The organism is Nocardiopsis sp. KDC1DS13DA1 (assembly GCF_055632325.1).
Genome location: NZ_JBVMUY010000029.1, coordinates 156,818 through 182,827 on the forward strand (window position 1 = coordinate 156,818; position 26,010 = coordinate 182,827).

A 26,010-nucleotide genomic window follows, 5' to 3' on the forward strand; every position below is an offset into this window, starting at 1 on the left:
CCCCCAGAGTCGCGCAACGCCCACCCCGCCGGAAGTCCCGGCTGTCACCGCCCGGCCGTGAGGATTCACGGACCCGGACATGACATCTGTCATCCGTCCCGGTGGGACCGCCGCCGTTCGTACCTCATCACGCGTAGGCGGCCACCAGGCCCCAGAACATGAGAGAACCGAGGGTGAGCGAGAAGGCCACCGACAGGACGAACACCGGCACGTGCAGCCACCGCCACCGCGCGTTCTCCGTCGGCACCCGGCGCAGGTACCACGCCCCGACCACCACCCCGGCGGCCACGGCTCCCGCGGCCAGGGCCCACAGCACCGGCGGCGCCCAGGTCCAGTCACCGATCCGCTGCCCGGCCACGAGCCAGGCCGCGCTTCCCAGGGACAGCGACACGATCCGCAGCCGGTCCAGCGGGCTCCGGGTGAGCAGCGTGCGGCGGCGCAGCAGGAGCCAGAGCAGGAGGGCCGGGGGCAGCACGGTCATCACGGTCCCGATGACGGCGGCGGGGGCGGGCGGTGCGTCGGCCAGGGGCTGTGGTTCGTCCCCCAGGAGTGCGTAGGCCAGGTCCATGGAGTCGACGCTCTGCGCGTTGGACATGACGACCACACCGTGGGTGTCGTCGAAGGCCAGCATCGTGCTGGTGCCGAAGGTGTCGCCCGCGTGCCTGGTCACCGGACCGACCCCGGGAACGTCGACGCCGAACCAGGCCAGCCCCAGGGTGAAGTCGCCCTCCCCGCCCCGGGGGTCCGGGATCCCCTCGTACACCGGTTCCAGCGCGCTCGTCCCGGGGGCGGTGCCCCGGGCGACCGCGACGAGGTACCGGGTCAGGTCGGCCGGGGTGCTCCAGGTGCCGCTTCCGGCGGGCGCGTAGGCGGTGTCGCGCCACGGCTCGGTGCGTGCGCCGGGAACGGCGTGGGGCACCGCACCGCCGCCGGGGACGCCGACGACGGTGTCGTCCATGCCCAGCGGTTCCAGGACCCGCTCCGCGACCAGCTCGGGGTAGGGCACGCCACTCTCCTCGGCCAGCGCCGCGCCGAGGACCGAGAAACCGAGGTTGGAGTAGGCGAACTCACCGGGCTCGTCCGCCTCGGTCGTGGCCAGCGCCTCCACCGGGGGCGGGACTCCGGCGAAGGGGTCGGTGAGGATGACCGGCGCGATGAGATAGGAGCCCAGTTCGTGTCCGTCGGGAAGCGTCGGCAGGCCGGAGTGGTGGGTGGCCAGGTCCTCCAACGTGGCCCCGGCCACGGCCGGATCGGCGAACTCCGCGTCCGGGAACACCTCGGCCAGGGAGCGGTCGAGCGACGTCTCCCCGTGCTCCACCATGTCCGCCAGGGTCATCGCCGTCACCGTCTTGAACAGCGAACCGGTCTCGAAGAGGGTCTCCTCGTCGACCGGGACCGCGCCGTCCTCGGTCCCCGCCCGCGCGAACTCGACGGCACCGGGATCGTCGACCGGGAAGCGGGCCACCACCAGCCCCTGCACGTCGCGCGGGTCGAGCACGGTCGCCACCTCCCCGGCGAGCGCGTCGTCGCCCGCCAGGACCGGCACCGGCGGTGGTGCGACCGGGGCGAGGAGGTGGGCCAGGGCGGCCGCGACCGCGCCCACCGCCAGAGCGACCAGCCACACCCGACCGGGTGCGGCGGGCGCGAGGGGGCGGGGCCTCCCCCGCCCCTGGTCAGCGGCATCGTCCATACGCCAAGTGTGGCGCACCGCACATCACGCCGGAAGGCGCGGCCGTGCCGCCGGGGTGTCCTCGGGGCACCCCGGAAACGGCCCGGACGGAGCTCAGCTCCCCTGCGCGGCGTGTTCCCCGCTCGGCCGGAGCTCACCGGACAGGATCCGCTCGGCGTGGTGGCACGCCACCCGGTGGGTACTCGTCTCCGGCGCGCCGGCCAACCGCCGCAGCTCCGGACGCTCGGTGGCGCACCGGTCCTCCTGCCGCCACGGGCAGCGGGTGTGGAACCGGCAGCCCCGCGGAGGGTTGGCCGGTGAGGGCAGGTCCCCGGTGAGCAGGATCCGCTCACGGGTGTCCTCCACACCGGGGTCGGGCACCGGAACCGCCGACATCAGCGACCGCGTGTACGGGTGCAGCGGGGACTCGTACAGGTCGTCGCTGTCGGCCTCCTCGACCAGACCGCCCAGGTACATCACCCCGACGACGTCGCTGACGTGCCGGACGACCGCCAGGTCGTGCGCGATCACCAGGTAGGTCAGGCCCAGCTCCTCCTGGAGCTCCTCCAGCAGGTTGAGCACCTGCGCCTGGATCGACACGTCCAGCGCCGAGACCGGCTCGTCGCAGATGATCAGGTCCGGTTCCAGGACCAGGGCGCGGGCGATCCCGATCCGCTGGCGCTGGCCGCCGGAGAACTCGTGCGGGTAACGGGTGAGGGCCTTCGACGACAGGCCCACCCGTTCCAGGGCGTCGACCACGCGCCTGCGCTGGTCCTGGAGCACGAGGCGGTCGCGCTCCCGCCCGCGCGGCGCGCCTCCGCCCTCGTCCGGGCCGCCGATCCCGTGGACGCGCAACCCCTCCATGAGGATCGATCCGACGTTCTGCCGGGGGTTGAGGCTGCCCAGCGGGTCCTGGAAGACCATCTGGAGCCTGCGGCGCTCGCGGCGCATCGCCCGCGCGTCCAGCCCGGCCAGGTCCCGGCCGTCGAACCACACCCCGCCGCCGGTGATGTCCACCAGGCGCAGCACGGCGCGGCCCAGGGTGGTCTTGCCGCAGCCCGACTCGCCCACGAGCCCGTAGGTCCGTCCGTGCTCGACCGCCAGGCTCACGCCGTCGACCGCGCGTACGTGGCCGATGGTCCGGTCGACCACCACGCCCCGCCTGATCGGGAAGTGCACCCTGAGGTCCTCGATCCGCAGCAGACTCATGCCCGCCCCTCCTCGTTCTCGCCCGCCGCCGTGCGCTCCGCCCCGGTCTCCGCCGCGGGGCCACTCTCCGACCCGGTGGCGGCCCCGACGGCCTCCGCCCGGTCCGCCTCCGGTTCCCGCCGCGCGTCCGTACCGGGGTTCACGCAGCGGTGCACGTGGTCACCGCCGCCCGCCGCCCCGACCAGTTCGGGTGCCCCCTGGAGGCAGTCCATCGTGTAGTGGTCGCAGCGGGGGGCGAAGGCGCACCCGTCGGACCAGGCGATGTTGTCGTTCACCGACCCCCGGACGGGGGTGAGCGGTTCCCCGCGCGGCGCGTCCAGCCGGGGGATGGAGCCGAGCAGCCCGACCGTGTAGGGGTGGGTGGGGTCGGCGAACAGCTCCGACCGCGGCGCCCGCTCGACCGCCCGCCCCGCGTACAGGACGTTGATGTCGTCGCACAACCCGGCGACCACCCCCAGGTCGTGGGTGATCATCAGCAACGCGGTGCCCTCCTCGGTGACCAGGTCCCGCAGCAGCTCCAGGATCTGCGCCTGGATGGTGACGTCCAGCGCCGTGGTCGGTTCGTCGGCGATCATCAGCCGGGGGCGGCACGCGACCGCCATGGCGATCAGGGCCCGCTGGCGCATGCCGCCGGACAGCTGGTGCGGGTACTCGCGCAGCCGCCGGGTCGGGTCCGGGATGCCCACCCGGTACAGCAGGTCGGCGGCCTCCTTCCGGGCGCGGTCCCCCTTCATGCCCCGGTGGCGCCGGAGGATCTCGGTGACCTGGCGGCCGATCGGCACGACCGGGTTGAGGGAGCTGAGCGGGTCCTGGAAGATCATCGCCAACCGCGACCCGCGCAGGTCGCGCATCCGCCGCTGGGAGAGGGAGAGCAGGTCGACGTCGCCGCCGGGCAGCCGCAGCACCGCGGAGCCGCCGACCGTGACGCCCCGGTCGGGCAGCAGCCCCATCAGGGCGAGGGAGGTGACGCTCTTGCCGCAGCCGGACTCGCCGACCAGACCGGTGACCCGGCCCTCCTCCAGGGTGAAGGACACCCCGTCCACGGCCCGCGTCGCCTCGGCACCGCGCCGGCGGAACACCACGGACAGCTCGTCCACGGTCAGCAGTGGCGTGCTGGAACTCATGGTCATTTCCTCAGCTTGGGGTCGAGGGCCTCCCGCATCGCCTCACCGAGCAGGGTGAAGCCGAGCGCGGTGACGATGATGCCCAGGGCGGGGTAGACCGCCAGGGAGGGCGCGCTGGACAGGAAGCGCTGGGCGTCGGCGAGCATCGTCCCCCACTCGGGGAAGGACGGGTCGGGGTTGCCCAGCCCCAGGTAGGACAGGGCGGCGGCGTCGATGATCGCGGTCGCCAGGGTGAGCGTGGACTGCACGATCACCGGGCCCATCGAGTTGGGCAGGATGTGCGTGAGCGCGATCCTGCGTTCGCTCACGCCCAGTGCCCGTGCCGCGAGCACGTAGTCGCGGCCGCCCTGGGAGATCATCGCGCCGCGCAGCAGTCGGGCGAAGATCGGCACCTGGGCCACGCCGACCGCGAGCATGACCGTGAGCAGGCTGGGGCCGATGAGTGCGGCGACGGTGACGGCGAGCAGCAGGGTCGGCAGCGCGAGCATCATGTCGATGAAGCGCATGACGACGTTGTCCAACTGGCGACCCCACCGCCCGCCGAGGACGGCGGCCGCACCGGCCGTTCCGCCGAGCAGGGCGCCGACGCCGAAGCCGACGAGCGTGGCGACCACCCCCACCAGCAGGGTCTGCCGGGCACCGATCACCATGCGGGAGAACTGGTCGCGGCCGAGGTTGTCCAACCCGAACCAGTTCTCCGCGCGCGGGCCCACGAACACGTTGCGGTTGGGGAAGACCTCGTCGCCCCAGGTCTGTTCGACGGGGCTGTAGGGCGCGATCAGCGGGGCCAACAGCGCGATCAGCACGAAGACGACGACGACCGCGGCTCCGGTGATCGCCATGGGGCTGCGCCGCATGCGGGAGAGGGCCTCGCGCCAGATGCTCGCGCCGTGGCCGTCGTCGGCGCGCTCGCCCATGAGCTCGGCGAGCCGGTCGACCTTCGCGGCCTTGCGGCCAAGGAGAGGGGGGCTGGGTGTCGTTGGCATCACTGGGCCCGCACTCTCGGGTCGAGGAGGCTGTAGGAGATGTCCACCAGGAGGTTGATGAAGACGTACATCGTCGCGATGAGCAGGATGAAGCCGGTCAGCGCGGGATAGTCGCGTTCCTGGGTGGAGGCGTAGACGAAGGAGCCGATCCCCGGGAAGGCGAAGACGCTCTCGGTCAGGACCGCACCGGCGAACAGGCTGCCGGTGAGCAGGCCGACGGCGGTGACCACGGGGAGCATGGCGTTGCGCATCACGTGGCGGGTGCGCACGGTGCCGCGGTGCAGCCCCTTGGCGTTGGCGGTGCGCACGTAGTCCTCGCCGAGGACCTCCAGGACGCTGGCCCGGGTCATGCGCACGATGACCGCCAGCGGGATGGAGGCCAGTGCCAGGCCGGGCAGGATCAGGTGGACGAACCCGTCCCAGACCACGTCCCACTCCCGGGTCATGACGGCGTCCAGGAGGACGAAGCCGGTGATGTCGGTGCGGGTCAGGCCGGGCGAGAGCCGGAACGCGGACGGCAGCCAGCCCAGGGTCTCGGCGAAGACGACCTTGAGGATGAACGCCAGGAAGAAGACCGGCGTGCAGATGCCGAGGAGGGAGCCGCCGACCGCGGCGAAGTCCAGGGCCGAACCGCGTCGGCGGGCGGCCAGGTATCCGAGCGGGATGCCCACGGACACGGCGATGAGCATCGCCGTCACGGACAGCTCGAACGTGGCGGGAAAACGCGTCCAGAACTCGGTCAGCACGGGTCTGCCGGTCTGGAGGGAGGCGCCCAGGTCGCCCTGGGCGATCCGGCGGAGGAAGGCCAGGTACTGGACGGTGAAGGGTTCGTCCAGTCCGAGCGCGCGCCGCAGCGCCTCGCGCTGCGCCTCCGTGGCGTCGTCGGGGAGGAGGGCGTACTCCGGTCCGCCGGGCAGTCGTTGCAGCCAGGCGAACAGCAGGATCGACAGGCCACCCAGGGTGGGGATCAGCTGGAGGGTACGCCTGACGATGAATCGCAGCACCTTTGCCGCCTTTCGCCAGAGGGGCACGGCCCGGGGGTCGGCACGGGCCGTGCCTGGGAACTGTGTGCACGGACCACCCGCCGGGTTGGCGCGGGTGCTCCGCGAAGGGTGGGGCGACGGGCGGGCCCGGTCGACCGCCGTCGACCGGGCCCGTCCCCTCCCCGGTGGGGGAGGGGCCCCGCGTCACTGCCAGGAGGCCTCGGCGAACTCCTCCTGCGTCAGCGGGCTGACGTTCGGGGGGGTGACGTTCGGCGCGAAGGCGATGGAGGGCGGGGAGCTGGAGATGGGCAGCCCCGGCAGGACCTCCATGATCTGCTCGTTCAGGTCCTGGTAGGCGGCGACGCGCTCCTCGGTGTCCGGGTTGGAGCTGGCCTCGGCCATGGCGTCGAACAGGTCCTCGTCACGCAGCCCGAACTCGTCGCTGGGGCCGCTGAACCAGGTGCCGATGAAGTTGTAGGCGTCGTTGTAGTCACCGGTCCAGCCGAGCAGGTACATGTCGCAGTCGCCCGCGTTGGTCCGCGGGATGTACTCGGTCCACTCGTAGGTCGTCGCCTCCACGGTGACCCCGACGGACTCCAGGTCGGCGGAGATGACGTCGAAGATGTCGCGCGGCGCGGGCATGTACGGCCGGGTGACGTCGGTGGGGTAGCAGAACTCGACCGTCAGGTCCTCCTGCCCCGCGTCCGCCAGCATCTCCTGGGCCAGGTCGGGGTCGTACTCGTAGGTCCGGACGTCGGGCGACCAGCCGTCGAGGGTGTCGGGGTGGAACTGGGTGGCCACCTCACCGCCCTCGGGGAGGATGGTGTCGACGATCCGCTGCCGGTCCACCGCGTGCGCGAGGGCCCGGCGGACCTCGACGTCGGCGAGGGCCTCGTTGGTCTCCTGCTGGTAGGCCATGTAGAGGACGTTGAACACGCCGCGGGTGGGCACCTGGAACCCGGCGGCCTCCAGGGGTTCGACGTCGGCGGGGGCGACCAGGTCGTAGCCGTGGATGTCGCCCGCCTCCAGGGCCTGGCGGCGCGCGTTCTCGTCGGGGATGGCGCGCAGGATCATCGTCTCGAAGCCCGCGGGGTCGTCCCAGTAGTCGTCGTAGCGCTCCAGGGTGACCTCGGCCTGGTCCTGGTTCCACTCGGTGACGCGGAACGGACCCGTCCCGGCGACCGTCCCGGCCTCCTGGGTGTAGGCGGGGAGGGTGAAGTTCCCGGGTTCGCCGGTGATCTCCTCGTCCTGGACCTGCTCGATCACGGCGGGGCTCATGATGCCGAAGGCGGCGAGGGAGAACCCGCCGGGGAAGACCGAGGAGTACTCGGAGATGGTGATGACCGCGGTGAGCTCGTCGGAAGCCTCGCAGGACTCGAAGCGGGGCTCGCCGATGTCCTCGTTCTCGTTCTCCGCGAAGCCGCCGAAGATGGACTGCCAGTAGTAGGAGTTGTTCCCGTCCTGGTAGGGGCCGGTCATGTTGAACCAGCGGTCGAAGTTGGCGCACACGGCCTCGGCGTCGAATTCCTCGCCGTCGTGGAAAGTGACACCGTCGCGCAGGTGGAAGGTCCATTCGGTCCCGTCCTCGGACTGTTCCCAGTCCTCGGCGAGACCGCCGACGATCTCCGTGCCGCCGGATTCGTGTTTCAGCAGAGTTTCGAAGACCTGCCTGCTGTAACGGAACGTTTCTCCGTCACTGGTGAAGAAGGGGTCGAGGGTGCTGATGTCGCCCGCGCTCGCGAAGACGAACGGCTCGGAATCATCGCCACCCGACGCCTCTCGGTCGCTCTCCGCGCAGGCTGTCGCCACCAGCGCGAGTGTGGCGGCCGCGGCCAGAACGGCCGACGGCTTTCGGGAAGACTTCGTGAACATGGTCCACCTCGGTGTGGGCGGGGGGTCGAGGCCCTGGCTGATGGTGTGGACCCTAAACCGCGCGAAGTGCACCGGGGAAGATGGACGGCTGGGTATTAATACAACCGTTTCAGTTCTGTGCCGTGATCCATAGCTCCGATTTTCTGGACGCGGTGTCCAACCGATGCTTCTACCCTCACACCCCACCGGAGAAACCCGACAGCGAACTATGTGGGCTTTGTTCCCGATGTGACTGAAACAAAAGGGATCATGTGATGTTCAACGTTCGTCCTCTTTGTCCGACAAAAAGAAGATGAGAAGCCAAGGTCGAACCAGGCAGTAGTCTTCATGCGAACTACGCGAATGTTCCTCAAACTTCCCCCTTGCGCAGGAAGATGCGGTAGTTTACGGTAGTTCCGTGACTGATCATCTCTACTCCGTGGACCAGGTCGCCGAGCGCTTGGGCCTGCACGTGCGCACCATCCGCAACTACGTGCGCGACGGCCGGCTCAACGCCGTGCGTATCGGCAAGCAGTACCGGATCTCCCGGTCCGACCTGGAGGCGTTCACCGGCCGTCCGGTGGACGAACCGACGGGCGCGGCGCCCGGACGGCGGCACAGCGAGGTGTCGGGCATCGTGGACCTCGAGGGTGTGGACCGGGCCACGGCCGACCGCCTGAGCACGCTCCTGACCGGCATGGCCGCCGGGCCGCGCCCCGGCGGCCAGCGGCTGCGGGTCGAGACGGCCTTCGACCCCGACCGGTCGCGGATGAAGGTCGTCGTCCTGGGCGGTCTGGCGGACACGGCCCGGATGCTGGAGTACGTGGAGGGGGTGCTCGACCAGTGAGCACGGTCTACCGGTCACCGGCGGCGGAGCGCGAGAGCCGGGAGCGGTACCACCGGGACCTGGCCGCGTGGCCGGTGCCCGTCCGGCACGGCCGGGTGCCGACCCGGGCGGGCGAGACCTTCGTCGTCTCCTGCGGCCCCGGGGACGCTCCCCCGGTCGTCCTCCTGCACGGGTCCGGCGCCAACACGACGGCCTGGCGGGACGACGCGGCCGTGCTCGCGCGCCGCTTCCGGGTGCACTGCGTCGACCTCATCGGCGAACCGGGCCTGAGCGCCCCCGCGCGCCCGCCCCTGGACTCCGACGCCCTGGCGTCCTGGCTGGACGAGGTCCTGGACGGGCTGGGGATCACCGCCACCGCGCTCGTGGGCACCTCACTGGGCGGCTGGGTCGCCCTGGACTACACCGTCCGGCACCCCGGACGCGTCCGGCGCCTGGGACTCCTGTGCCCGGGCGGCGTGGGCCGGCAGCGGACGGGGCGGATCCTGGGCACCATGCTGCTGGGACTGCTGGTTCCGGGGGGAGGGCGCCGGTCCGTGCGGGCGATGACGGGTCTGCGGGACCCGGAGCACCGGGAGATCCTGGACTCCGTGCACCTGACCTTCTCCGGGTTCCGGCCCCGTACCGAACGGCTGCCCGTGTTCTCCGACGACGCGCTGCGCCGCCTGACCGTGCCCGTACGGCTGGTCGTGGGCGACCGCGACGCGATGTTCGACTCGCGCGGGACCGCCCGGCGCGTGCGCGCGTGCGTCCCGCACGCGGAGGTCACCGTACTCCCGGGGACCGGTCACGCGATCCTCGGGCAGGGCGAGGCGCTCGCGGACTTCCTGGACGGCTGACCGGACCCGGGAGGGATCGGTCTCAGGCGGCCCCCCGGACGTCGCACCAGCGGCGGACGGCGGTGGTCCACAGGGCGATGTTCACCACGATCGCGACGAGGGCCGCCAGCGCCGCGGCGACCATGACGAGGGTGCTGGCGAGCTGGGCGGCCCGGTGCAGGCCCGACAGGGCCACCCCCATCCCCGCGAGCGAGCCGAACTGGGCCACCCGCCACAGGAGCGGCACGGCCCGGAGCACGGGGATCGCCAGCCCGACCGCCACCGCCCCCACCAGGGCGGAGAGGACGACCAGGGTCCACAGGCCGGTGACGGCCTGACCGGGCACCCCGGCGTCCAGCCGGTCCCACGCGGCGTAGGCCAGGAAACCGAAGAACGGCCCGGCGACGAACATCAGGGCGCAGGTCTGCTGGACGTCCGACGGCGGCCGCTGCCCGCGTCGGCGGCCGGAGAGGGGGCCTGGGCGGAGTCCCGGGTGAGGGGCCGGCGCGACGGCCGCGGACCGGTGCTCGGGGACGGAGGGGGAGGAAACCGTCTCATACATGACGAACAGGGTTACGTGTGGCAGGGGCACCGCGCAACAGCGGGGCCGTCCGTTTCCTCCCCCGACCCCGGACCCCAAACCGGGCCGGGGTTGGGCCACCCGGACCGTCCGAGCAGGTCGGACCCTGCCCCGCGGGCGAATCGGACCGTGGTTCAGGCCCCCGCCGACCGCGCCGGACGGCCGACATAGGCCAGGGCCAGCTCGGTGAGGGTGTCCACGTCCGCACGCACGTCGAACACCTCTCCGGGCTCGTCCGGCCCGAGCGCCTCCAGGGTCGCCAACTGCGATTCGAGCAGCGCGGGGGGCATGAAGTGGCCCTCCCTGGCGCCCATCCGCGCCCTGATGACCTCGAAGGTCCCGCTCATGTGCAGGAAGCGCACGTCGGCGGCGCCCTCGCGCAGCACGTCGCGGTAGGAGCGCCGCAACGCGGAGCAGGCCATGACCGTGGAGCCGCCGCGCGCGTCGTGCTCGGCGATCCACCCGGCCAGGTCGCGCAGCCAGGGCCACCGGTCCTCGTCGGTCAGCGGCACGCCCGCGGCCATCTTGGCGATGTTGGCGTCCGGGTGGAAGGCGTCGGCCTCCGCGAAGGGGAGGTCGAGCCGTCCCGCCACGCGCGCGGCGACCGTGGTCTTGCCGCTGCCCGAGACGCCCATGAAAACGAGGTGCATGGTCTCTCCCGCTCTGGTGTGTACCCGCGTGTGGGCGGGGCCACCACCTTGAATAGTGATATCAATCAGTCCGACTAGGCTTCGGGCTGGCCGCGCCGATCACGGCCGGGCCCTGGAATCCGGAGCGCTGGGAGCACGATGGGCACTGACAACCGCACACTGCACAACCGCGTGCTGGCGGTCCTGGGCCCCGCGATCGCGGCCGACGAGTACGAGCCCGGCCACGCGTTCACCCTCCAGGGACTGGAGGCGGACTTCGGGGTCTCCCGTACCGTCGCCCGGGAGGCCGTCCGCGTCCTGGAGTCGATGCGCCTGGTCGTCAGCCGCCCCCGGACCGGGATCCGGGTACTCCCCCGCGCCGACTGGAGTGTCTTCGACCCCCAGCTCATCCGGTGGCGGCTGGCCGGTCCGGGGCGGATGGAACAGCTGCGCTCGCTCAACGAACTCCGCGCCGCCGTGGAGCCGGCCGCCGCCGCCCTCGCCGCCGTGCGCGGAGCGCCCGAGGAGCGCGGGCGGCTCGTGGCGGTCGCCGAGCGGATGACCGAAACCGGCCGCGCCGGGGAGCTGGACGCCTTCCTCGACCTGGACATCGCCTTCCACCGCCGCGTCCTGGAGCTGTCGGAGAACGAGATGTTCGTCGGACTCTCCCAGGTGGTGGCGGAGGTGCTGGTCGGACGCACCTCCTACCACCTCATGCCGCGGCGGCCGCGCCCGGAGGCGCTGCGCCTGCACACGGCGGTGGCGCGGGCGGTCGCCGACGGGCTGCCCGACGTGGCCGAGGCGGCGATGCGCTCCATCGTCAGCGAGGTCGCCGTCGCCCTGGAGGAGGACGACGGCGACCGCGGCTGAGGGGACGGGCCGCCCGGGACCGCGTCGGGCCCCGGTCACACCACCAGGCTCAGGCCGAAGGCGAGACCGAACCCGACGAAGCCGATGAGCGTCTCCATGACCGTCCACGTCTTGAGCGTCGTCTTGACGTCCATGCCGAGGAAACGGCCGACCAGCCAGAATCCGGAGTCGTTGACGTGTGAGAACGCGGTGGCGCCGCACGCGATCGCGATGACGATCAGGGCCAGGTCGATCGAGGAGAGTCCGCTGCTGGCGTGCACCGCGGGGGCGATCAGACCCGCCGCCGTGGTGAGGGCCACGGTCGCCGAGCCCTGGGCGACGCGCAGGGCCAGCGCGATGACGAAGGCCGCGACGATGACCGGCAGGCCGGTGGACTCCAGGGTCCCGGCGAGTGCCTCGCCGATGCCGCTGGTGCGCAGGACGCCGCCGAACATGCCGCCGGCACCGGTGATGAGGATGATGCCGCAGACCGGGCCGAGCGCGCCGCCGACGATCTCCTCGACCTTGGCGCGGGAGAACCGGCCGTGGCTGAGGACCACCATCGCGACCAGCACGGTGAGCAGGAGTGCGATCGGGGTCTGGCCGAGCAGCTGGAGGACCCGCACCCACACGGCGTCCTCGGCGACGGCGCCGGTCGCCACGAGCGTGGCGGTACCGGTGTTGCCGAAGATCAGCACCATCGGGAGCAGCAGGATGCCCAGGACGGTGGCCAGGCGCGGCGGGTCGTCGTGCTTGACGGTGCCGTCGGCCAGGATGTCGTCGGGGACGGGGAGCTCGAAGCGCCTGCCCGCCCAGAGGCCGTAGAGGTAGCTGGCCAGGTACCAGGTCGGGATGGCCAGCACGAGGCCGACCAGGAGGGCCAGGCCCATGTCGGCGCCGATCTCGACGGCGGCGGTGACCGGACCGGGGTGCGGCGGGACGAAGGCGTGCATCACCGCGAACGCGCCGGCCGTGGGCAGGGCGTAGGTGAGCACCGACCCGCCGAGGCGCCGGGCGACGCTGAAGACGATCGGCAGCATGACGATGAGGCCGACGTCGAAGAAGATCGGGAAGCCGAAGAGCAGCGAGGCGACCCCGAGGGCCAGCGGGGCGCGCTTCTCCCCGAACACCTTGATCAGGGCTCCGGCGAGGACGGCGGCGCCGCCGGTGACCTCCAGCAGGCGGCCGATCATGACGCCGAGGCCGACCAGGAGGGCGACGTTGGCGAGCGTGCCGCCGAAACCGTCGAGGAGGGTGGGCACCACGCCGGCGGCGGGGATACCGGTGGCGAGCGCCGTCAGGACGCTGACCAGGACGAGCGCGACGAACGCGTGCAGTCTGAAGCGGATGATCAGGAGCAGCAGGAGGGCGATGGCGCCGGCCGCGATCCCGAGGAGGGGTCCCGTGCCGTAGACGGGTTCGAAGTTCTCCACGACGGAGCCTTCCGATGGGCGGTTGAGGACTCTGGGCCGCCGATGACACGGCCTTGACCTGCGCTTGGAACAGGTGACGGCAATGGTAATACCATTTGTGAGACCGTGTGAACCACGTCGTTCGCTTCTGTTACGCCCGTGAGACCTGGATCACCGGGAACGCCTGTGTCGGCGCGCGTCCGGGGCCGTGGTGACGTGCACCACAGCCCCGGCCTCACGCGTCGTTGCGGGTGTCGCGCCGATCGGGGGCGCCGCGCCCGCGGGCGCGGCGCCATCCCCACACCCCCGCCAGCAGCAACAGCCCGCTGACGGCGGCCAGGACGGCCGCGTCGGTCCCCGGTCCGCCGATCCGGAAGAGCCACTCCTGGAGGCGGTAGGTCTGCTCGTGGAAGGCCCCGACACCGCCGAAGAGCGTCGCCGTGCCGTCGTAACGGAGGAACAGGACCCCGACGAGGACGAACAGGACACCGGACAGGGCGCTGGTGGTGTGCACGGTGAGGGGGCCCAGGGCGACGCTGCGCCCCCGGAGCCATCCCCTGGAGCCGAGGTCGTAGCGGTCCCACAACAGCGCCAGGAGGAACAGCGGCGCCGCCATCCCGAGCGCGTAGACGGCCAGGAGCAGGGCGCCGCGCACGGGTCCTCCGGTCGCGGCCACGGTGAGGACCGCGCCCAGGATCGGACCGGAGCAGAACCCGGCGAACCCGTACACGGCGCCCAGGGCGAACACCGAGACGGTGTCGGTGCGCCCGGCGAACCGCCCCTGGAGGCGCTGGGCCGCCCCGGAGGCGAACCCGAGGCCGACGGCCTGGGCGAGGCCGAAGACGATGATCAGCCATCCGGCCGCGGTGATGAGCAGGTCGCGTTCGCCGTTGAACAGGCGGCTCACCGAGGCCGAGCCCGCGCCCAGGGGGACCAGCGTGGTGCACAGACCCAGGTAGAAGACCGTGGTGCGGGCCAGCAGACGGCGCGGGTCGCGGAAGGCGTACCCGAAGAACGAGGGCAGCAGGAGCGCGCTGCACGGGCTGAACAGGGCGAGGACACCGCCCGCCAGGGCCGCGACGAACCCGATGTCGGTCACCGCTCCCCCTCACCGGCTCCGTCCCCGGCAGCCGCGAGTGCGTCCTCGACGGCGTCCTCGAACACCTCCGTGGGCTGGGCTCCCATGAGGGGGAGCCCGTTGACCACGAAGGCGGGGGTGGAGGTGACACCGAGCGCCTGCCCCTCCGCGAAGTCGCGGCTCACCATCCCGGCGACCCGGTCGCTCTCCCGGTCCCGGTCGAAGCGCCCCCGGTCCAGGCCCAGATCCTCGACGATCCGGCCGATGGCCGGCTCCGGGTCGTCCCCGCCCGCCTCCTCGGCGGCCTCGAAGTAGGCCTCGTGGAACTCCCAGAACGCGCCCTGCTCCCCGGCCGCCCGGGCGGCGCGGGAGACCGCCTCCGAGGAGTCGGTGATGACGGGGAAGTCGCGCCACTCGACCCTCAGGTCACCCGCCTCCACGTAGGGCATCAGCTCGGGGTGGGTCTCCCGGGACCAGCGCCCGCAGTAGGGGCAGTGGTAGTCGGAGTAGGCGACCATGACCACAGGGGCGTCGACCGGCCCCATGGCGGCGTGGTCGTCGGGGTCCCTGCGGGCGAGCAGGTCGGCCAACTCGGCCCGGCCGGGGTCGGTGTCGGTCCCGTCCGCCCCGGCGGACCTCGGCGACCCGGCGCCGGACACCTCGGTCCGGCCGTCCAGGACGGCGTTGGCCGCGAGCAGCCCAGCGATGACGAGAACGGCCGCTCCGGCCCACAGCAGGCCCCGCCAGGCCCCACCCCGCCCCTCCGAACGCCCCTGCGACGACGTGGGCATACCCCACCCCTCTCCCGTATCCGGAATTTGTTTCTATCGAGCATAGAAGATCTTCTATTCTCGATAGAACGAAACGCCGGAGCGCGGGATGAGCGGTGGGTCACGCGTCACCGGCGCCGGCCGGAGGCGGCGTTCAGGCCGCGCAGTCGCAGTGCGGGGCGAGCACACCGACCACGGTGGCGGCCACCGTGAACAGGAGCGGGGCCGCCAACAGGACCACCGTCGGCACGACGCGGACGAGCGCCCGCGCCCGGGGCCGAGGGCGCTCCCGGGTCCGGGCGATCTGCCGCCGGACCCGCTCGACCGGGCACGCACCGCCGATGGACAGAGCCGGAGCGGCGTCCCCGTGGTCGGCCCGGGGCTCGGCGAGGCGGGCCAGGGCGTACACCAGGGGGCGCGTCCCCACCTCCCGGACGGCGCGGTCGTCGGCCGCCCACTCCACGAGCACGGGCACCTCGTGTGCCGCGGCCCTGAGCAGCGGAACCCTGGGGAAGGCGGCGGCGAGCAGGCGCGCCCAGCCGACGAGGAGGTGGTGTCGGCCCGCCAGGTGGGCCCGCTCGTGCGCCAGGACCGCCCGCGTCTGGCGTTCGCTCAGCGCCGCCAGGGCACCGCTGGTGACGACGACGCCCCCGCGGCTCCCGGGGACGCAGTAGGCACCGCGCTCGGGGGTGTCGACGAGCCACACCCGCTGACCGTGCAGGGTGCGCCGTCGCGCCCCCGCCCGCAGCTCACGGTCGTGCGAACGCCGCCACGACCGGCCCGCCCACCCGCGCCGCAGCCCCGTCCAGGCCAGACGGACCGACCCGAGCAGGAGCAGCGCGGCGGCGGCACCGACCCCCGGGGCCGCCTCCCGGCGCTCCAGTGCCTGGAGGAGGCTGAGACAGGCGGCCACGACACCCTTGACCGCCGGACCCAGCAGCTCCGCGGTGAGCAGGGCGGCGAGCGCCACGCAGGAGGCGATCCACACCGCCGTGGCCAGCGTCCACAGCGCCAGCATGGTCCGCGGACCGGCCCCGTGCGCCCCCGCGGCGCGCCGCACCAGCCGGGCGCCCCCGAGGCCGAGCGCGAACACGGCGCAGGCGGCGGCGAGGAACCAGATCACGGTTCCTCCCCGTCGTCGGGAAGGTCGGCGAGCAGGGAGCGCAGGGTGCGCACCTGGTCCGGGCGCATACCGTCGATGAAGCGCAGGAGCGTGGCCTCGGCGTCCCGGCCGCCCTCCAGGGCGTCGCGCATCCGTTCGGCCGCGTGGGTGGAGCGGTCGCGCAGGGGTTCGTAGAACCACAGACGGCCGGTCCGCTCGCGCCGGACCCAGCCCTTGCGCCGCAGGTTCTCCAGCACGGTGGAGATGGTCGTGTAGGCGGTCCCCTCCGGCAGGGAGCCGAGCACCTGACGAACGCTCAGGGGGGTGGAGGCCCCCCACAGGACCTCCATGACCGCCGACTCCAGCGGTCCAAGACCAGAAACCATGTCACCTGCGCCCCGCACCTGACGTCCGTTCTCGCTCAAGGATAGTGAGCGCCCGCGCCCGTCACCCTTCCGTGAACGCGGCGGCCACCGCCTCGCCCACCTCGCGGGAGGTGAGGTAGGGCGCGGCGTCGTGCGCCTTGGGACCATTGTCCACCGGCTGGTCGTCGACCCCGCCGAACAGCGGGTCCAACTCCTTGACCAGCGCGACCACGTCACGCCGGTCGGCGACGTTGGTCCACGCCCCGACGGTCGGCGGGCGTGTGCCCCGGCCCTCGGAGGGCGGCGGGGTGAGGCGGTCGAAGATCAGCCCGGAGATCCCGAGCGGCGAGCCGAGCGTCACCAGGTCGAGCCGGGGCGCGCTCCCGGCCGCGCACAGGGCCTCGTAGGCGACCACGCTGCCGAGCGAGTGGGCGACGACCAGGCGGGTGTCGGGGGTGAGCCGGTCGAGGACCCGTTCCCGCGCCGACGTCCGGACCCCGGGGTCGGTGAGGTAGGCGTGTACCTGTTTGAGGTCGAAGATCATCGCGCGTTCGGCGAGTCCGGCGAAGGAGGGGTGGTGGGAGAGGGCGGTCAGCGCGCGCTGGACCCAGCCCGGGGCGCCGAAGCGGACGGGGGCGTCGGGGCCGGGGACGGAGGGGTCGGTCCGCGCGGCCTCCTCCCACAGCGCGCGCAGCAGGTCCTGTTCCAGGCCCTCGGCCACGTCGGAGGCGTCGTACGGGGGGACGCCGAGGGAGCGGTGGCCGGCCGGGCGGAAGAGGTCGCCGTAGAAGGCCATGGCGACGTCGTCGCTCCCGATCCTCACCCCCGCGCGGTCCGCGCCGTCGGCGAGCGCCGGGGCCCAGTCGGCGAGGAGGGTGCTGGCGCCCTTGAACTGCTGGGCGATGCCGTGGACGCAGACGATCCGGGGCACGGGGGCTCCTTGTGAGGTCAGGAGGGACGGGTGAGGGAGGAGGTGTCCAGGTGGAGGGCGACGAGTCCGGAGTCGGTGGCGGCGTAGAGGTCGCCGGAACGGGTGATCGCGAGGTCGTTGATCTTGCTCCCGGTACCGATCTCACCGACCATGCTCCGCGCGGCGTGGTTCCAGACCCGGATGACACCCTCCAGGTTGGCGGCGACGATGAGCGGAACTTCGTCGGCCTCGACGATGCGCACCCAGGTGACACCGTCGCTCAACCTCGGTACCGGCAACCGGAGAGGGGACCATTCCCGTGTGTCCCAAAGGAGAAGTTCTCCCTCCCTTGTCCCTCCGACGAGCAGTCCGCGCTCCCCGATCCGGGCGACGTCGACGGCGGACCACTGGGTTCCGTCACCGCCGAACGGCCCGGCGACCCGCTCCCTGGTCCGCAGGTCCCAGACCTGGATGGTGCCGTCCTCAGACGCACTGGCCAAAAGGTGCCGATCGCCGACACGCGCGATCCGTACGTCGCTGACGCTGGCGGTGTGACCGCTCAACGGCTCGCCCAGTCGTCGTCCGTCCGCCAGGTCCCACACGTGGAGGCACGCGTCCTTGCCCGCGGTCACCGCGAGGGTCCGGTCATCCAGGTCATGCACGGCACACTCGCTCCACGGATCGAGGTCGTGTTCGTGGAAGGAGCCGAGTGCCTTCCTGGCGGCAGTGTCGACCAGGGTCACCTGATTCCAACTCGGTGCCAGGTACGTCGTCTCGGTGACCCTGCTGAGGGAGAAACCCGTGTTTCGGCTCGGAAGCAGCGGTTCGGTCAGCCGACCGGTCTCGACATCGTGTGTCCGCAGCACCCCGTCAACGCTCATGGTCCGGACCGTTCCCGCCGATTCGTCCACGCTGACGCCCCGGATCCGGTGGTCCAGCCCGGAGAAGGCCTCACCGACGGGACTGGTGGTCGCCACATCCCACAACCGTGCCTGCGCCTTGTGGACGGTGAGAAACCCGGGCCCCGACGCCGTCCGCACGAACACGCCACCGGGTAGCCCGTTCTCACTGAACAACAGTGCAGACCCGACCTGGGCACCCGAGTCCAGGTCGAACAGGTGGACGGCCTTGGGCGCGGTCATCACCGCGACGAGGCGGCCGCCTCCGGAAGGGGAGACGGTGGCGCTGTAGAGCGTCGTTCCCCGCCCCTGTACGGCCCGGCCGATCTGCGTCCACCGGTCGACGGAGTAACAGCGCAGATCGTTGGCCCCGCTCGTCACCATGGCGACCGCGGTTCCACCGAGAAAGCCGATCCCGATCGTGCGGAGTCTGCGCCCCCAGTCCCTTGCCTCCCTCTCGACCACGCGTTCGGGCGCCGTGTCGAATCCGCCGTCCCAGGTCCACATGTAGAGGTGGTCGTGCGTCGTCCAGGCGACGAGTGACAGGACACCGGCTTCCACCCGTGCCCGCATGTGGCGGATACCCCCGATCTGACCGGTGATCGGCCCCGCCGCCTCGGTCCCCGCTGCCAGGTCCCACACCCGGATGGTTCCGTCCTCGCTTCCGCTGAACGCGAGCGGTCGACCGTCCAACTCGACCACCTGGAGACTGGTCACGGCGTTGGTGTGCCCGGTCAGGTGAACCTGGCACTCACGGTCCCGCAGCGGGCGCCAGACCTTCAAGCTCATGTCATCACCCCCGGTCACGGCGACCATGTCGTCGGCCACCGAGGCCAGCGCCACCGCTCGGATGGTGCCCTGGTTCGTCTCCAGCGGGCGGACGACACCGCGGAGTCGCTCCAGGTCCCAGACGTACAGCAATCCTTCGGTCCCTCCGGTGACCGCGTACGAGCGCCCCTCGTGGGTGGCGGCCGCGACCGCGTCGATCGACTCGACGTGCCCCGCCTCCGGCTGATCCGCCGACAGATCCCACACACGGGCGGTGAGGTCGGCACTGATTGTTACCGCGAAGCTCTCGTCCGGGCGACAGCTCAGGGCGGATCCGTTCAGCCCCAGAGAGTGTCCACGCAACGGGTGCCCCTGCTGACGCATGGTTTCCAGGTCCCACACACGGGCGTCATCACATCCGTTGGTCAGGACCATCGGCCGTCCCGACGACGTGCCCACGTCGAGAGAGAGAACACCGGCGAGCCCGGGAATCCTGTTCGGGTGGGCGAGGGTGGGCTGCCCGGTCTGCTGCCGGTCGAGCGGATTCCAGCGGTTGAGCATCCCGTTCATGTCACCGCTGACCACGACGGGGCCCGTGGGTGTCACGGTCAGGGCTATCGCGGACACCGTCGCCATATGGGCCATGAACGGAGCACAGCGCACCCCCGCCATCTCCTCGGCCACCGTGGTGTCCGAGCCCCAGGCGTCGTTGGCGTGCCGAACCCCAGCGTCCGGGACATACAGCAGCGGTGTCAGGTCCCACACGAACGCCCGGCGGTCGGCTCCGCCGGTCACCCCGATGATCCGTTCCTCCACGACACCCAGGGCAGCAGCCTCGACCGTGCTTCCATGTGCCGCCAAAGGAGGGCCGATCGGGGATCCGGCCGACAGGTCCCACAACCGGGCGGTGCCGTCCTGGCTCGACGTCAGTGCGAGGGGGAGGCCGTGGAAGGACACCAGCGCGACGTCGTTGATCAGGTTGGTGTGACCCTCCAGAGGGTCTCCCAGGATCCGGTTGGTGGACAGGTCCACGATTCTCAGTCGGCCGTCAATGCTGCCGACCACCGCAACCGAGTACTCGCCCACCTCTCCCAGGGCGATGCATGTGGGGCGTACCGGGAGGCTCAACGCCTCCCCCATCTGACTCTGGGTGCTGAGATCCCAGAGCCGGACCGTCTTGTCATCACCTCCCGTGACCGCGACACGGTGGCCGTCCAGGGAGGTCGTGGCCACGCAGGTGACGGCCTTCGTGTGCCCCACCAACTGGCGGTGCGCGCCGCTCGTCGACCACCACGCCCACTTGGTACGCCATGTCGACGGCAGCCTCGACTTGTCGATCCGCTCCGCGAGGGTGTCCGCACCGCACCTCCTCGCTGACAGCTGGAGGTCGGCGGTGCGACCCTTCAGCGGAAAGTCCCCCGACAGACGATGCGCCACCTGCTCGTAGGCGGTCCTCGCGGCCTTGGCCTCCTCTCCGGACGCCCGGTTGAGCACCCGCAGCAGCGGGCGCTGACTGGCCGCCAGCAGGAAGACCGGGTCCTCCGCCAGCGCGTCGAAGTGGTCCGTGTCCGACGCGTGCGTGGCCAGGTGGTCCCGGATGTAGGTCAGCGCCGAGAACCAGTCCGGCCCCTCCCCGTCCGGTCGCCGCGGCACGGTGGCCAGCAGGGCCGTCACGATCCGGTCCTGGGCCCGCGCCGCGTCGCACGTGTAGGAGGTGCGCAGGTGGTCGGCGAGCGCCTGGTGGTAGAGCCGGTACACCGACCGCTCCCCCTCGCTCACCTCGGCCACGTAGTCGCTGGCGAACCGCAGCACGTCACCCACGTCGGCGTCGGTGCACTCCACCCCGGAGAGGCCGGACGCCATCGCGGTCCAGGTGCCGCCCCGGGGCAGCCCCTGGCCCTCCGCGAAGGCGAGCGGCGTCAGGATCCGCCGGACCCGGTCCTCCTCCTCGCCGAACCGTTCCAGGTAGTCGTCGAAGGCCTCCCCCACACCGCTCGGCAGCGACCGCTCCCACCCCGGGGCGGAGACGTCGATCGGCCGTTCCTCCTTGCGGAGGCTGCGTGCGGTCAACCGCGCGACCAGGAACACCCCCGCCGCCCGGCCCGCCACCCCGCGCGCCACCCGGTCGGCCAGCTCGGGGGCTTCGGCGTACGGCGTCCGCACGCTCCGTTCGTCGGCGGCCAGCAGCAGCTGCCGCACGTACCCCCGGATGTCCTCCTGGGTGTCGGTGGGGTGGGTGTCCAGGTCGATGACGGTCATCGCCGACTCCAGCGCCCTGACCACCTCCCTGCGGGTCCCCACCAGCAGCCGCACGTTCGGGATCTCGGCCATGGGCCGCAGCAGTTCACGGGCGATGCGGCGCGGCTCTCCCCGGCCCACGAAGTCGGCGGTGGTCCCCGACCCCGCCTCGTCCAACGCGTCCACGACGATGACCACGGGCCTCTCCGAGGTCTGCGCCCGCAGCGCCAGCTCCTGGAGGAGTCCGGCGGCCGAGGGGGCCCGAGACTTCGCTCCGACGGCCTCCGAGATCCGCTCGACCACCTCCTCCAGCCGCTTGTGCCGCGCGTGGACCGCGGCCGCCACCGTCCCCTCCGGGGCGAGCGTCCCCTCCGGTGCCTCGCCCAGGTTCAGCCGCCGCCGGTAGTCGGGATCCGACACCGTCACGATCCGCCCCAGCACCGCCGACTTCCCGCACCCCGGCTTCCCGGTGACGATCCGTCCCCGCCCGTCCCCCTCGGCGGCGGTCATCCAGTCGACCAGTTCGCGCAGGACCCGTTCCCGGCCGCTGAAGTAGCGCCCCTGCTCGGACTCGAACTCGACCCCGCGCGAGCGCGGCCCGTAGTGCTCGATCAGCTCCGCCGCCTGGCGCTGGAGGTCCAGGTCCGTGCCCTCGGCGGGCAGGTCGGCGCGGTAGGAGTGGTTGGGCAGGAAGGGGTCCAGGCCGGTTCCGGCCCCCTTGGCGAGTTCGGCGCGCTGGTGGACGCCCAGCTCACCGAAGTGGTCGTTGACGTGCTGCACCACCGACGCCAGGTCGAGGTAGGGCTGGCGCTGACCGGCCCGTTCGGTCGCGGCCTCCACCGCCTCGCGCAGCGCGGGGGCGAACGCGCCCTCCTGAGCCAGGTCCTTGGCCCGGGCCGAGGACAGGAAGCAGACCGACGCGGACACGTCGCCGCCGGTGAACCGGTAGGCCAGGGTGCGGAGCGCGTACCCGACCGCGTCGGAGGCCCCGGCCCCGGCCGAGCAGGTGTCGAGGACGACCATGAGCCGCCGCAGCCTCCCGCGGCCCTCGCACAGGACGCGCGCGAGGTCCTCGGTGGCCAGCGCGGTGGCGGCCGGGTTCTCGATCTTCGTGTCCCAGCAGCAGAGGTAGTGCCGGTCACGGTCGGGCGCGTATCCGTGGCCCGCGAAATACACGACGACGATGTCGGTTTCGTCGAGTTCGACGTCGTCCGCCCAGAAACGGATCTTCTCCCGGATTCCGTTCGCGCCGTCGTACTCCCCGACCCCTTCCAGAACGGACACGTAGCCCAGGCCGGCGAACAGGTCCCGCACGGTACGCACGTCGTCCCCGACGCTGGCCAACTGCTCCTCACTCGGCAGGTGCTGGTATCTGGACACGCCGACGGTGATGAGGAAGCGACGGCCGGTTCCGGTCGGCAAGGGGGTCAACCTCTCCGTTTTCGTTCGGGGGAATATGCAGTTGTGCACTGCCCGAAAAGGCACGGCAGATCGTTTCTGGTCCATTATGCCCACGCGCACCGCACGGAGTCCCTAACGTGTCATCACGGCGCGGACCACCGGGCACACCACCCCGCCACCACTCTCGGACAGCACCCCGAACCCCATTGACACCATGTTGTCACGATGACAGGATGTTGTCATGAACGCACCACTCAAGCGGACCGTCCACCTCGCCGTCTACGACCAGATGGCGGACTGGGAGGTCGGACACGCCGTCGCGCACATCCGCAACGGACACGCGCAGCGCCGCCCCGGCCGGTACGACGTGGTCACCGTCGGCCTGACCGGCGCGCCCGTCACCACGATGGGCGGACTCGGCATCCTGCCCGACATCGCGCTCCACCAGCTCAAGCCCTCCGAGAGCGCGATGATGATCCTCCCGGGCGCGGACGGCTGGGACGCCGACCCCGAGTCGCTGTCCCCCTTCGCCTCCGCCGCCGGGATCTTCCTCGACGCCGGTGTCCCGGTCGCCGCGATCTGCGGAGCCACGGCCGGACTGGCCCGCGAGGGGCTGCTCGACGACCGCGCCCACACCAGCGCCGCCCCCGAGTACCTCCTGGCCACCGGTTACACGGGGATCTCCCACTACCGGTCCGATCTGGCGGTGACCGACGGGGACCTCATCACCGCCGGCCCGACCGCCCCGATCGAGTTCGCGCGCGAGATCTTCGCGGCGCTGGACCTGTACTCCCCGCGCGTTCTGGACGCCTGGTACCGGCTCTTCGCCCAGCACGACCCGGAGGCCTTCGCCGTCCTGGCCGAGGCGTCCCGCCTATGACCCCGCCCGTGCCCCCGTCCGACGAACGCCCCTCCGACCTGCTGTCGGGGACCGCGCTCACCGTGTTCCGCCTCAACGGCCAGCTCATGGCGGTGGCCGAGGAGCTGGCCCGACCGGCGGGGCTGACGGCGGCCCGCTGGCAGGTGCTGGGGGCGGTGACCGACGAGCCCCGGCCGGTGTCGGCCGTCGCCCGGCGGTTCGGGGTCTCGCGGCAGAGCGTGCAGCGCATGGCGGACCTGCTGGTGGACCAGGGGCTGGCCGAGTACCGGCCGAACCCGGCGCACAGCCGGGCCAAGCTGCTGGCCCTCACCGAGGAAGGCCGGGCGGCGATGCGCCGGATCCGGCCGGACCACGCACGGGTCGCCGAGGAGCTGGTGGGTGAACTGGGCGAGGAGGAGGCCCGACGCGCCCTGGAGACGCTCCGGCTGCTCTCCCGGGCACTGGAGCGGATCGGGGACGGCTGACGCGCCTCGGAGCCACCCGGGCTCCGGCAGTATCGTCGGTTCCGCACCCGGTGGAAGGAAACCCCGATGATCGACCTGCGCTCCGACACGGTGACCCGCCCCACGGCGGCCATGCGCCGCGCCATCGCCGAGGCGGAGGTCGGCGACGACGTGTTCGGCGAGGACCCGACCGTGCGAGCGCTGGAGGAGGAGACCGCGGCCCTGCTGGGCAAGGAGGCCGCGGTCTACGTGCCGTCCGGGCACATGGCCAACCAGCTCGCGCTGTACGTGTCCACGCGCAGCGGCGAGGAGGTGTGGGCGCATGAGCACCACCACCTCATCGGTTCCGAGCAGGGGGCGGCCGCGGTCCTGTCCCGGGTGCAGCCGCGCCTGTACTCCGGTGCCCCGTTCCCGGCCGACGACCTCCTGACCGCGTGGGCGAGCGGGGCGCGGGCGGGCGACGCGCACCGCGCCGAACCCGCGCTGCTGTGGCTGGAGAACACCTTCACCGGCCAGGTCGTGCCGCTGGCCGAGCAGCGGCGGGTGGTCGCCTTCGCCCACGGCCACGGCATGCGCGCGCACCTGGACGGAGCCCGGCTGTGGAACGCCGCGGCCGCCCTGGACGCGGCGCCCTCCGAGGTCGCGGCGGGCTTCGACACGGTGTCGGTGTGCTTCTCCAAGGGGCTCGGCGCGCCGGTGGGTTCGGCCATGGCCGGTGACGCCGCGACCGTCCGCCGCGCCCGGCGGGCCCGCAAGCTCCTGGGCGCCGGGATGCGGCAGGCGGGGATCATCGCGGCGGGCGCCCTACACGCGCTGCGCCACCACCGGGAGCGGATCCCGGAGGACCACGCGCGCGCCGCGCTGCTCGCCGGGCGGATCGGCGGTGCCCCGGGACTCTCCGCGGAGGCCAGGACCAACATGGTGCTGCTGGAGTCCCCGGAGGGGACGGCCGCACGCCTGGTCGAACTGCTGGCCGGACACGGTGTGGCCGCTCTGGCGATCGGCCGGTCGCTGGTCCGGCTCACCGTGCACCTGGACATCACCGACAGCAATGTCGACGAGGCCGCGAACGGGATCGTCACGTCCGCCCAGGAGCTGTGATCCTCCCCTCCCGCGCAGGTCAGAGCAGGGGTCGAGGGCTACACTTGCCCGACCGCACGCGGATCCGGGACCAGAACGAGGTGTGACGCGTCACATCGCGTAGTAGCATTTCGCGTATGACATTGTCGTACTAGAGAGTGGTTGCACCCCCATGCCGGGAAGAATCCAGTCGATCGAACGCGCCGCCGCCATCCTCCGGCTCCTGGCCAGCGGCGCCCGGGGGCTGAGCCTGGCGGAGATCTCGCGGTCGCTCGAACTGCCCAAGGGAACCGCGCTGGGCATCCTGCGCACGCTCCAGCACGTCGGCTTCGTCGAGCAGGACCCCGAGTCGGGGCGCTACCGCCTGGGCGGCGGCATGCTGAGTCTGGGCACCCGGTACCTGGACGGCAACGAACTGCGCACACGGGCGCTGAACTGGGCGGACACCCTCGCCTCACGCAGCGGCGAGAGCGTACGCATCGGCACCCTGCACAAGAACCAGGTCCTGGTGGTGCACCACGTCTTCCGCCCGGACTCGACCCGCCAGACGCTCGACGTGGGCGACCTGCTGCCCCTGCACGCCACCGCGATCGGCAAGGTCCTGATGGCCTTCGACCCCCTGGCCATCCCCGAGGAGGACACCCCGGCCTCCGAGAGCGAGGGCGTCGTGTCGCTGCCCGCCTTCACGCGGCACACCGTCGTCTCCCCGGTGACGCTGGAGGAGCAGCTCGTGGAGGTCCGCGACAACGGCTGGGCCTGGGAGGCCGAGGAACTGGTCGAGGGCGAGGTGTCGATCGCCGCCCCGATCCGGGACCGCCGCGGCGTCACCGTGGGCGGGATCGGGGTGCGCGGCGCCGTGGAGCGCCTGGCCTCGGACGACGGCAAACCGGACATGGAGCAGGTCTCCTACGTCCGCGACGCCGCCCGCGCCATCTCACGCGACCTGGGCGCGTCCCCCTACTAGGAGGCGCCCGCCGCCGCCCGCCGCCGCCCGCCGCCGTCCTCCGCCGCACCCGGGACCGTGTTCGGGCGCCGTGAAACCGCTGGTCGGAGTGGTGCGTTCCGCATGGACACCGGTCCTGGCACAGTTCACGTGAGCCCATCGACGCTCACTCTCCGTGA

22 protein-coding genes are annotated in these 26,010 nt (G+C 72.1%); 7 read left to right on the top strand and 15 right to left on the bottom strand.

Annotation, left to right across the window (positions count from 1 at the left end):
* Positions 1-127 precede the first annotated feature (127 nt).
* From ACTVAJ_RS18765 to ACTVAJ_RS18790, 6 genes are all read right to left on the bottom strand, one after another.
* Complete coding sequence (locus ACTVAJ_RS18765) at positions 128-1,690, bottom strand: serine hydrolase domain-containing protein (protein WP_470389488.1); 1,563 nt, start codon at positions 1,688-1,690, stop codon at positions 128-130.
* Positions 1,691-1,783: 93 nt separating this feature from the next.
* The gene (locus tag ACTVAJ_RS18770) at positions 1,784-2,878 is read right to left on the bottom strand and encodes an ABC transporter ATP-binding protein (protein WP_470389489.1); all 1,095 of its coding nucleotides are present in this window, start codon (positions 2,876-2,878) and stop codon (positions 1,784-1,786) included.
* Entirely contained in the window at positions 2,875-4,002 is a 1,128-nt protein-coding gene (locus ACTVAJ_RS18775) for an ABC transporter ATP-binding protein (RefSeq protein WP_470389490.1), read from the bottom strand. Before ACTVAJ_RS18775 ends, ACTVAJ_RS18770 begins: the two co-directional genes overlap by 4 nt.
* Before the next feature lie 2 nt (positions 4,003-4,004).
* The gene (locus ACTVAJ_RS18780) at positions 4,005-4,988 is read right to left on the bottom strand and encodes an ABC transporter permease (RefSeq protein WP_470389491.1); all 984 of its coding nucleotides are present in this window, start codon (positions 4,986-4,988) and stop codon (positions 4,005-4,007) included.
* Entirely contained in the window at positions 4,988-5,992 is a 1,005-nt protein-coding gene (locus ACTVAJ_RS18785; protein ID WP_470389492.1) for an ABC transporter permease, read from the bottom strand. The genes ACTVAJ_RS18780 and ACTVAJ_RS18785 overlap by 1 nt, the downstream gene beginning before the upstream one ends.
* A 183-nt stretch (positions 5,993-6,175) precedes the next feature.
* Positions 6,176-7,843, bottom strand: a complete 1,668-nt coding sequence (locus tag ACTVAJ_RS18790) for an ABC transporter substrate-binding protein (protein WP_470389493.1) — start codon at positions 7,841-7,843, stop codon at positions 6,176-6,178.
* A gap of 397 nt (positions 7,844-8,240) precedes the next feature.
* On the opposite strand from ACTVAJ_RS18790, the gene ACTVAJ_RS18795 reads away from it, so the two are divergent.
* Positions 8,241-8,669 carry a helix-turn-helix domain-containing protein gene (locus ACTVAJ_RS18795; protein WP_470389494.1) on the top strand — a complete coding sequence of 143 codons (429 nt, stop codon included), beginning with the start codon at positions 8,241-8,243 and terminating at the stop codon, positions 8,667-8,669.
* On the top strand, positions 8,666-9,505 hold the full coding sequence (locus ACTVAJ_RS18800; protein WP_470389495.1) for an alpha/beta fold hydrolase: 840 nt from the start codon (positions 8,666-8,668) through the stop codon (positions 9,503-9,505). Before ACTVAJ_RS18795 ends, ACTVAJ_RS18800 begins: the two co-directional genes overlap by 4 nt.
* Positions 9,506-9,527: 22 nt before the next feature.
* Here ACTVAJ_RS18800 and ACTVAJ_RS18805 read toward each other — a convergent pair whose 3' ends face one another.
* Positions 9,528-10,046, bottom strand: coding sequence for a hypothetical protein (locus ACTVAJ_RS18805; protein WP_470389496.1), 519 nt, complete (start codon positions 10,044-10,046; stop codon positions 9,528-9,530).
* 152 nt (positions 10,047-10,198) lie between these two features.
* Entirely contained in the window at positions 10,199-10,714 is a 516-nt protein-coding gene (locus tag ACTVAJ_RS18810) for a gluconokinase (protein WP_470389497.1), read from the bottom strand.
* A 138-nt stretch (positions 10,715-10,852) separates the two neighbouring features.
* On the opposite strand from ACTVAJ_RS18810, the gene ACTVAJ_RS18815 reads away from it, so the two are divergent.
* Complete coding sequence (locus ACTVAJ_RS18815; protein ID WP_470389498.1) at positions 10,853-11,563, top strand: FadR/GntR family transcriptional regulator; 711 nt, start codon at positions 10,853-10,855, stop codon at positions 11,561-11,563.
* 35 nt (positions 11,564-11,598) lie between these two features.
* Here the strand turns inward: ACTVAJ_RS18815 and ACTVAJ_RS18820 are convergent, their stop codons facing one another.
* The 7 genes from ACTVAJ_RS18820 to ACTVAJ_RS18850 form a co-directional block, all read right to left on the bottom strand.
* Positions 11,599-12,975 carry a GntP family permease gene (locus ACTVAJ_RS18820; RefSeq protein WP_470389499.1) on the bottom strand — a complete coding sequence of 459 codons (1,377 nt, stop codon included), beginning with the start codon at positions 12,973-12,975 and terminating at the stop codon, positions 11,599-11,601.
* Positions 12,976-13,189: 214 nt separating this feature from the next.
* Positions 13,190-14,053: a cytochrome c biogenesis CcdA family protein gene (locus ACTVAJ_RS18825; RefSeq protein WP_470389500.1), complete on the bottom strand. Its 864-nt coding sequence runs from the start codon at positions 14,051-14,053 to the stop codon at positions 13,190-13,192.
* Positions 14,050-14,823 (bottom strand): DsbA family protein, encoded by a 774-nt coding sequence (locus tag ACTVAJ_RS18830; RefSeq protein WP_470389501.1) that lies wholly within the window; start codon positions 14,821-14,823, stop codon positions 14,050-14,052. The genes ACTVAJ_RS18825 and ACTVAJ_RS18830 overlap by 4 nt, the downstream gene beginning before the upstream one ends.
* A gap of 133 nt (positions 14,824-14,956) precedes the next feature.
* Positions 14,957-15,925, bottom strand: coding sequence for a M56 family metallopeptidase (locus ACTVAJ_RS18835; RefSeq protein ID WP_470389502.1), 969 nt, complete (start codon positions 15,923-15,925; stop codon positions 14,957-14,959).
* The gene (locus ACTVAJ_RS18840) at positions 15,922-16,290 is read right to left on the bottom strand and encodes a BlaI/MecI/CopY family transcriptional regulator (RefSeq protein ID WP_470389503.1); all 369 of its coding nucleotides are present in this window, start codon (positions 16,288-16,290) and stop codon (positions 15,922-15,924) included. Before ACTVAJ_RS18840 ends, ACTVAJ_RS18835 begins: the two co-directional genes overlap by 4 nt.
* 61 nt (positions 16,291-16,351) lie before the next feature.
* Positions 16,352-17,200, bottom strand: coding sequence for a lipase family protein (locus tag ACTVAJ_RS18845; RefSeq protein WP_470389504.1), 849 nt, complete (start codon positions 17,198-17,200; stop codon positions 16,352-16,354).
* A gap of 17 nt (positions 17,201-17,217) precedes the next feature.
* Positions 17,218-22,506, bottom strand: coding sequence for an AAA family ATPase (locus ACTVAJ_RS18850; RefSeq protein WP_470389505.1), 5,289 nt, complete (start codon positions 22,504-22,506; stop codon positions 17,218-17,220).
* A gap of 220 nt (positions 22,507-22,726) precedes the next feature.
* Here ACTVAJ_RS18850 and ACTVAJ_RS18855 point away from each other — a divergent pair, with 220 nt between their 5' ends.
* The 4 genes from ACTVAJ_RS18855 (at position 22,727) to ACTVAJ_RS18870 (ending at position 25,852) form a co-directional block, all read left to right on the top strand.
* Positions 22,727-23,365: a type 1 glutamine amidotransferase family protein gene (locus ACTVAJ_RS18855; RefSeq protein ID WP_470389506.1), complete on the top strand. Its 639-nt coding sequence runs from the start codon at positions 22,727-22,729 to the stop codon at positions 23,363-23,365.
* Positions 23,362-23,829, top strand: a complete 468-nt coding sequence (locus ACTVAJ_RS18860; protein WP_470389507.1) for a MarR family winged helix-turn-helix transcriptional regulator — start codon at positions 23,362-23,364, stop codon at positions 23,827-23,829. The genes ACTVAJ_RS18855 and ACTVAJ_RS18860 overlap by 4 nt, the downstream gene beginning before the upstream one ends.
* A gap of 66 nt (positions 23,830-23,895) precedes the next feature.
* Positions 23,896-24,909 carry a threonine aldolase family protein gene (locus tag ACTVAJ_RS18865; protein ID WP_470389508.1) on the top strand — a complete coding sequence of 338 codons (1,014 nt, stop codon included), beginning with the start codon at positions 23,896-23,898 and terminating at the stop codon, positions 24,907-24,909.
* A 151-nt stretch (positions 24,910-25,060) separates the two neighbouring features.
* Positions 25,061-25,852 (top strand): IclR family transcriptional regulator, encoded by a 792-nt coding sequence (locus ACTVAJ_RS18870; protein WP_470389509.1) that lies wholly within the window; start codon positions 25,061-25,063, stop codon positions 25,850-25,852.
* The last annotated feature ends 158 nt before the right edge of the window (positions 25,853-26,010 follow it).

Excerpts from the sequence above, each read along its gene's own strand:
- ACTVAJ_RS18870 (WP_470389509.1), top strand. The coding sequence starts at position 25,061 with ATGCCGGGAAGAATCCAGTCGATCGAACGCGCCGCCGCCATCCTCCGG.
- ACTVAJ_RS18770 (WP_470389489.1), bottom strand. The coding sequence starts at position 2,878 with ATGAGTCTGCTGCGGATCGAGGACCTCAGGGTGCACTTCCCGATCAGG.
- ACTVAJ_RS18815 (WP_470389498.1), top strand. The coding sequence starts at position 10,853 with ATGGGCACTGACAACCGCACACTGCACAACCGCGTGCTGGCGGTCCTG.
- ACTVAJ_RS18855 (WP_470389506.1), top strand. The coding sequence starts at position 22,727 with ATGAACGCACCACTCAAGCGGACCGTCCACCTCGCCGTCTACGACCAG.
- ACTVAJ_RS18790 (WP_470389493.1), bottom strand. The coding sequence starts at position 7,843 with ATGTTCACGAAGTCTTCCCGAAAGCCGTCGGCCGTTCTGGCCGCGGCC.
- ACTVAJ_RS18780 (WP_470389491.1), bottom strand. The coding sequence starts at position 4,988 with ATGCCAACGACACCCAGCCCCCCTCTCCTTGGCCGCAAGGCCGCGAAG.
- ACTVAJ_RS18805 (WP_470389496.1), bottom strand. The coding sequence starts at position 10,046 with ATGTATGAGACGGTTTCCTCCCCCTCCGTCCCCGAGCACCGGTCCGCG.
- ACTVAJ_RS18860 (WP_470389507.1), top strand. The coding sequence starts at position 23,362 with ATGACCCCGCCCGTGCCCCCGTCCGACGAACGCCCCTCCGACCTGCTG.
- ACTVAJ_RS18810 (WP_470389497.1), bottom strand. The coding sequence starts at position 10,714 with ATGCACCTCGTTTTCATGGGCGTCTCGGGCAGCGGCAAGACCACGGTC.
- ACTVAJ_RS18840 (WP_470389503.1), bottom strand. The coding sequence starts at position 16,290 with ATGGTTTCTGGTCTTGGACCGCTGGAGTCGGCGGTCATGGAGGTCCTG.
- ACTVAJ_RS18775 (WP_470389490.1), bottom strand. The coding sequence starts at position 4,002 with ATGAGTTCCAGCACGCCACTGCTGACCGTGGACGAGCTGTCCGTGGTG.
- ACTVAJ_RS18765 (WP_470389488.1), bottom strand. The coding sequence starts at position 1,690 with ATGGACGATGCCGCTGACCAGGGGCGGGGGAGGCCCCGCCCCCTCGCG.
- ACTVAJ_RS18865 (WP_470389508.1), top strand. The coding sequence starts at position 23,896 with ATGATCGACCTGCGCTCCGACACGGTGACCCGCCCCACGGCGGCCATG.
- ACTVAJ_RS18830 (WP_470389501.1), bottom strand. The coding sequence starts at position 14,823 with ATGCCCACGTCGTCGCAGGGGCGTTCGGAGGGGCGGGGTGGGGCCTGG.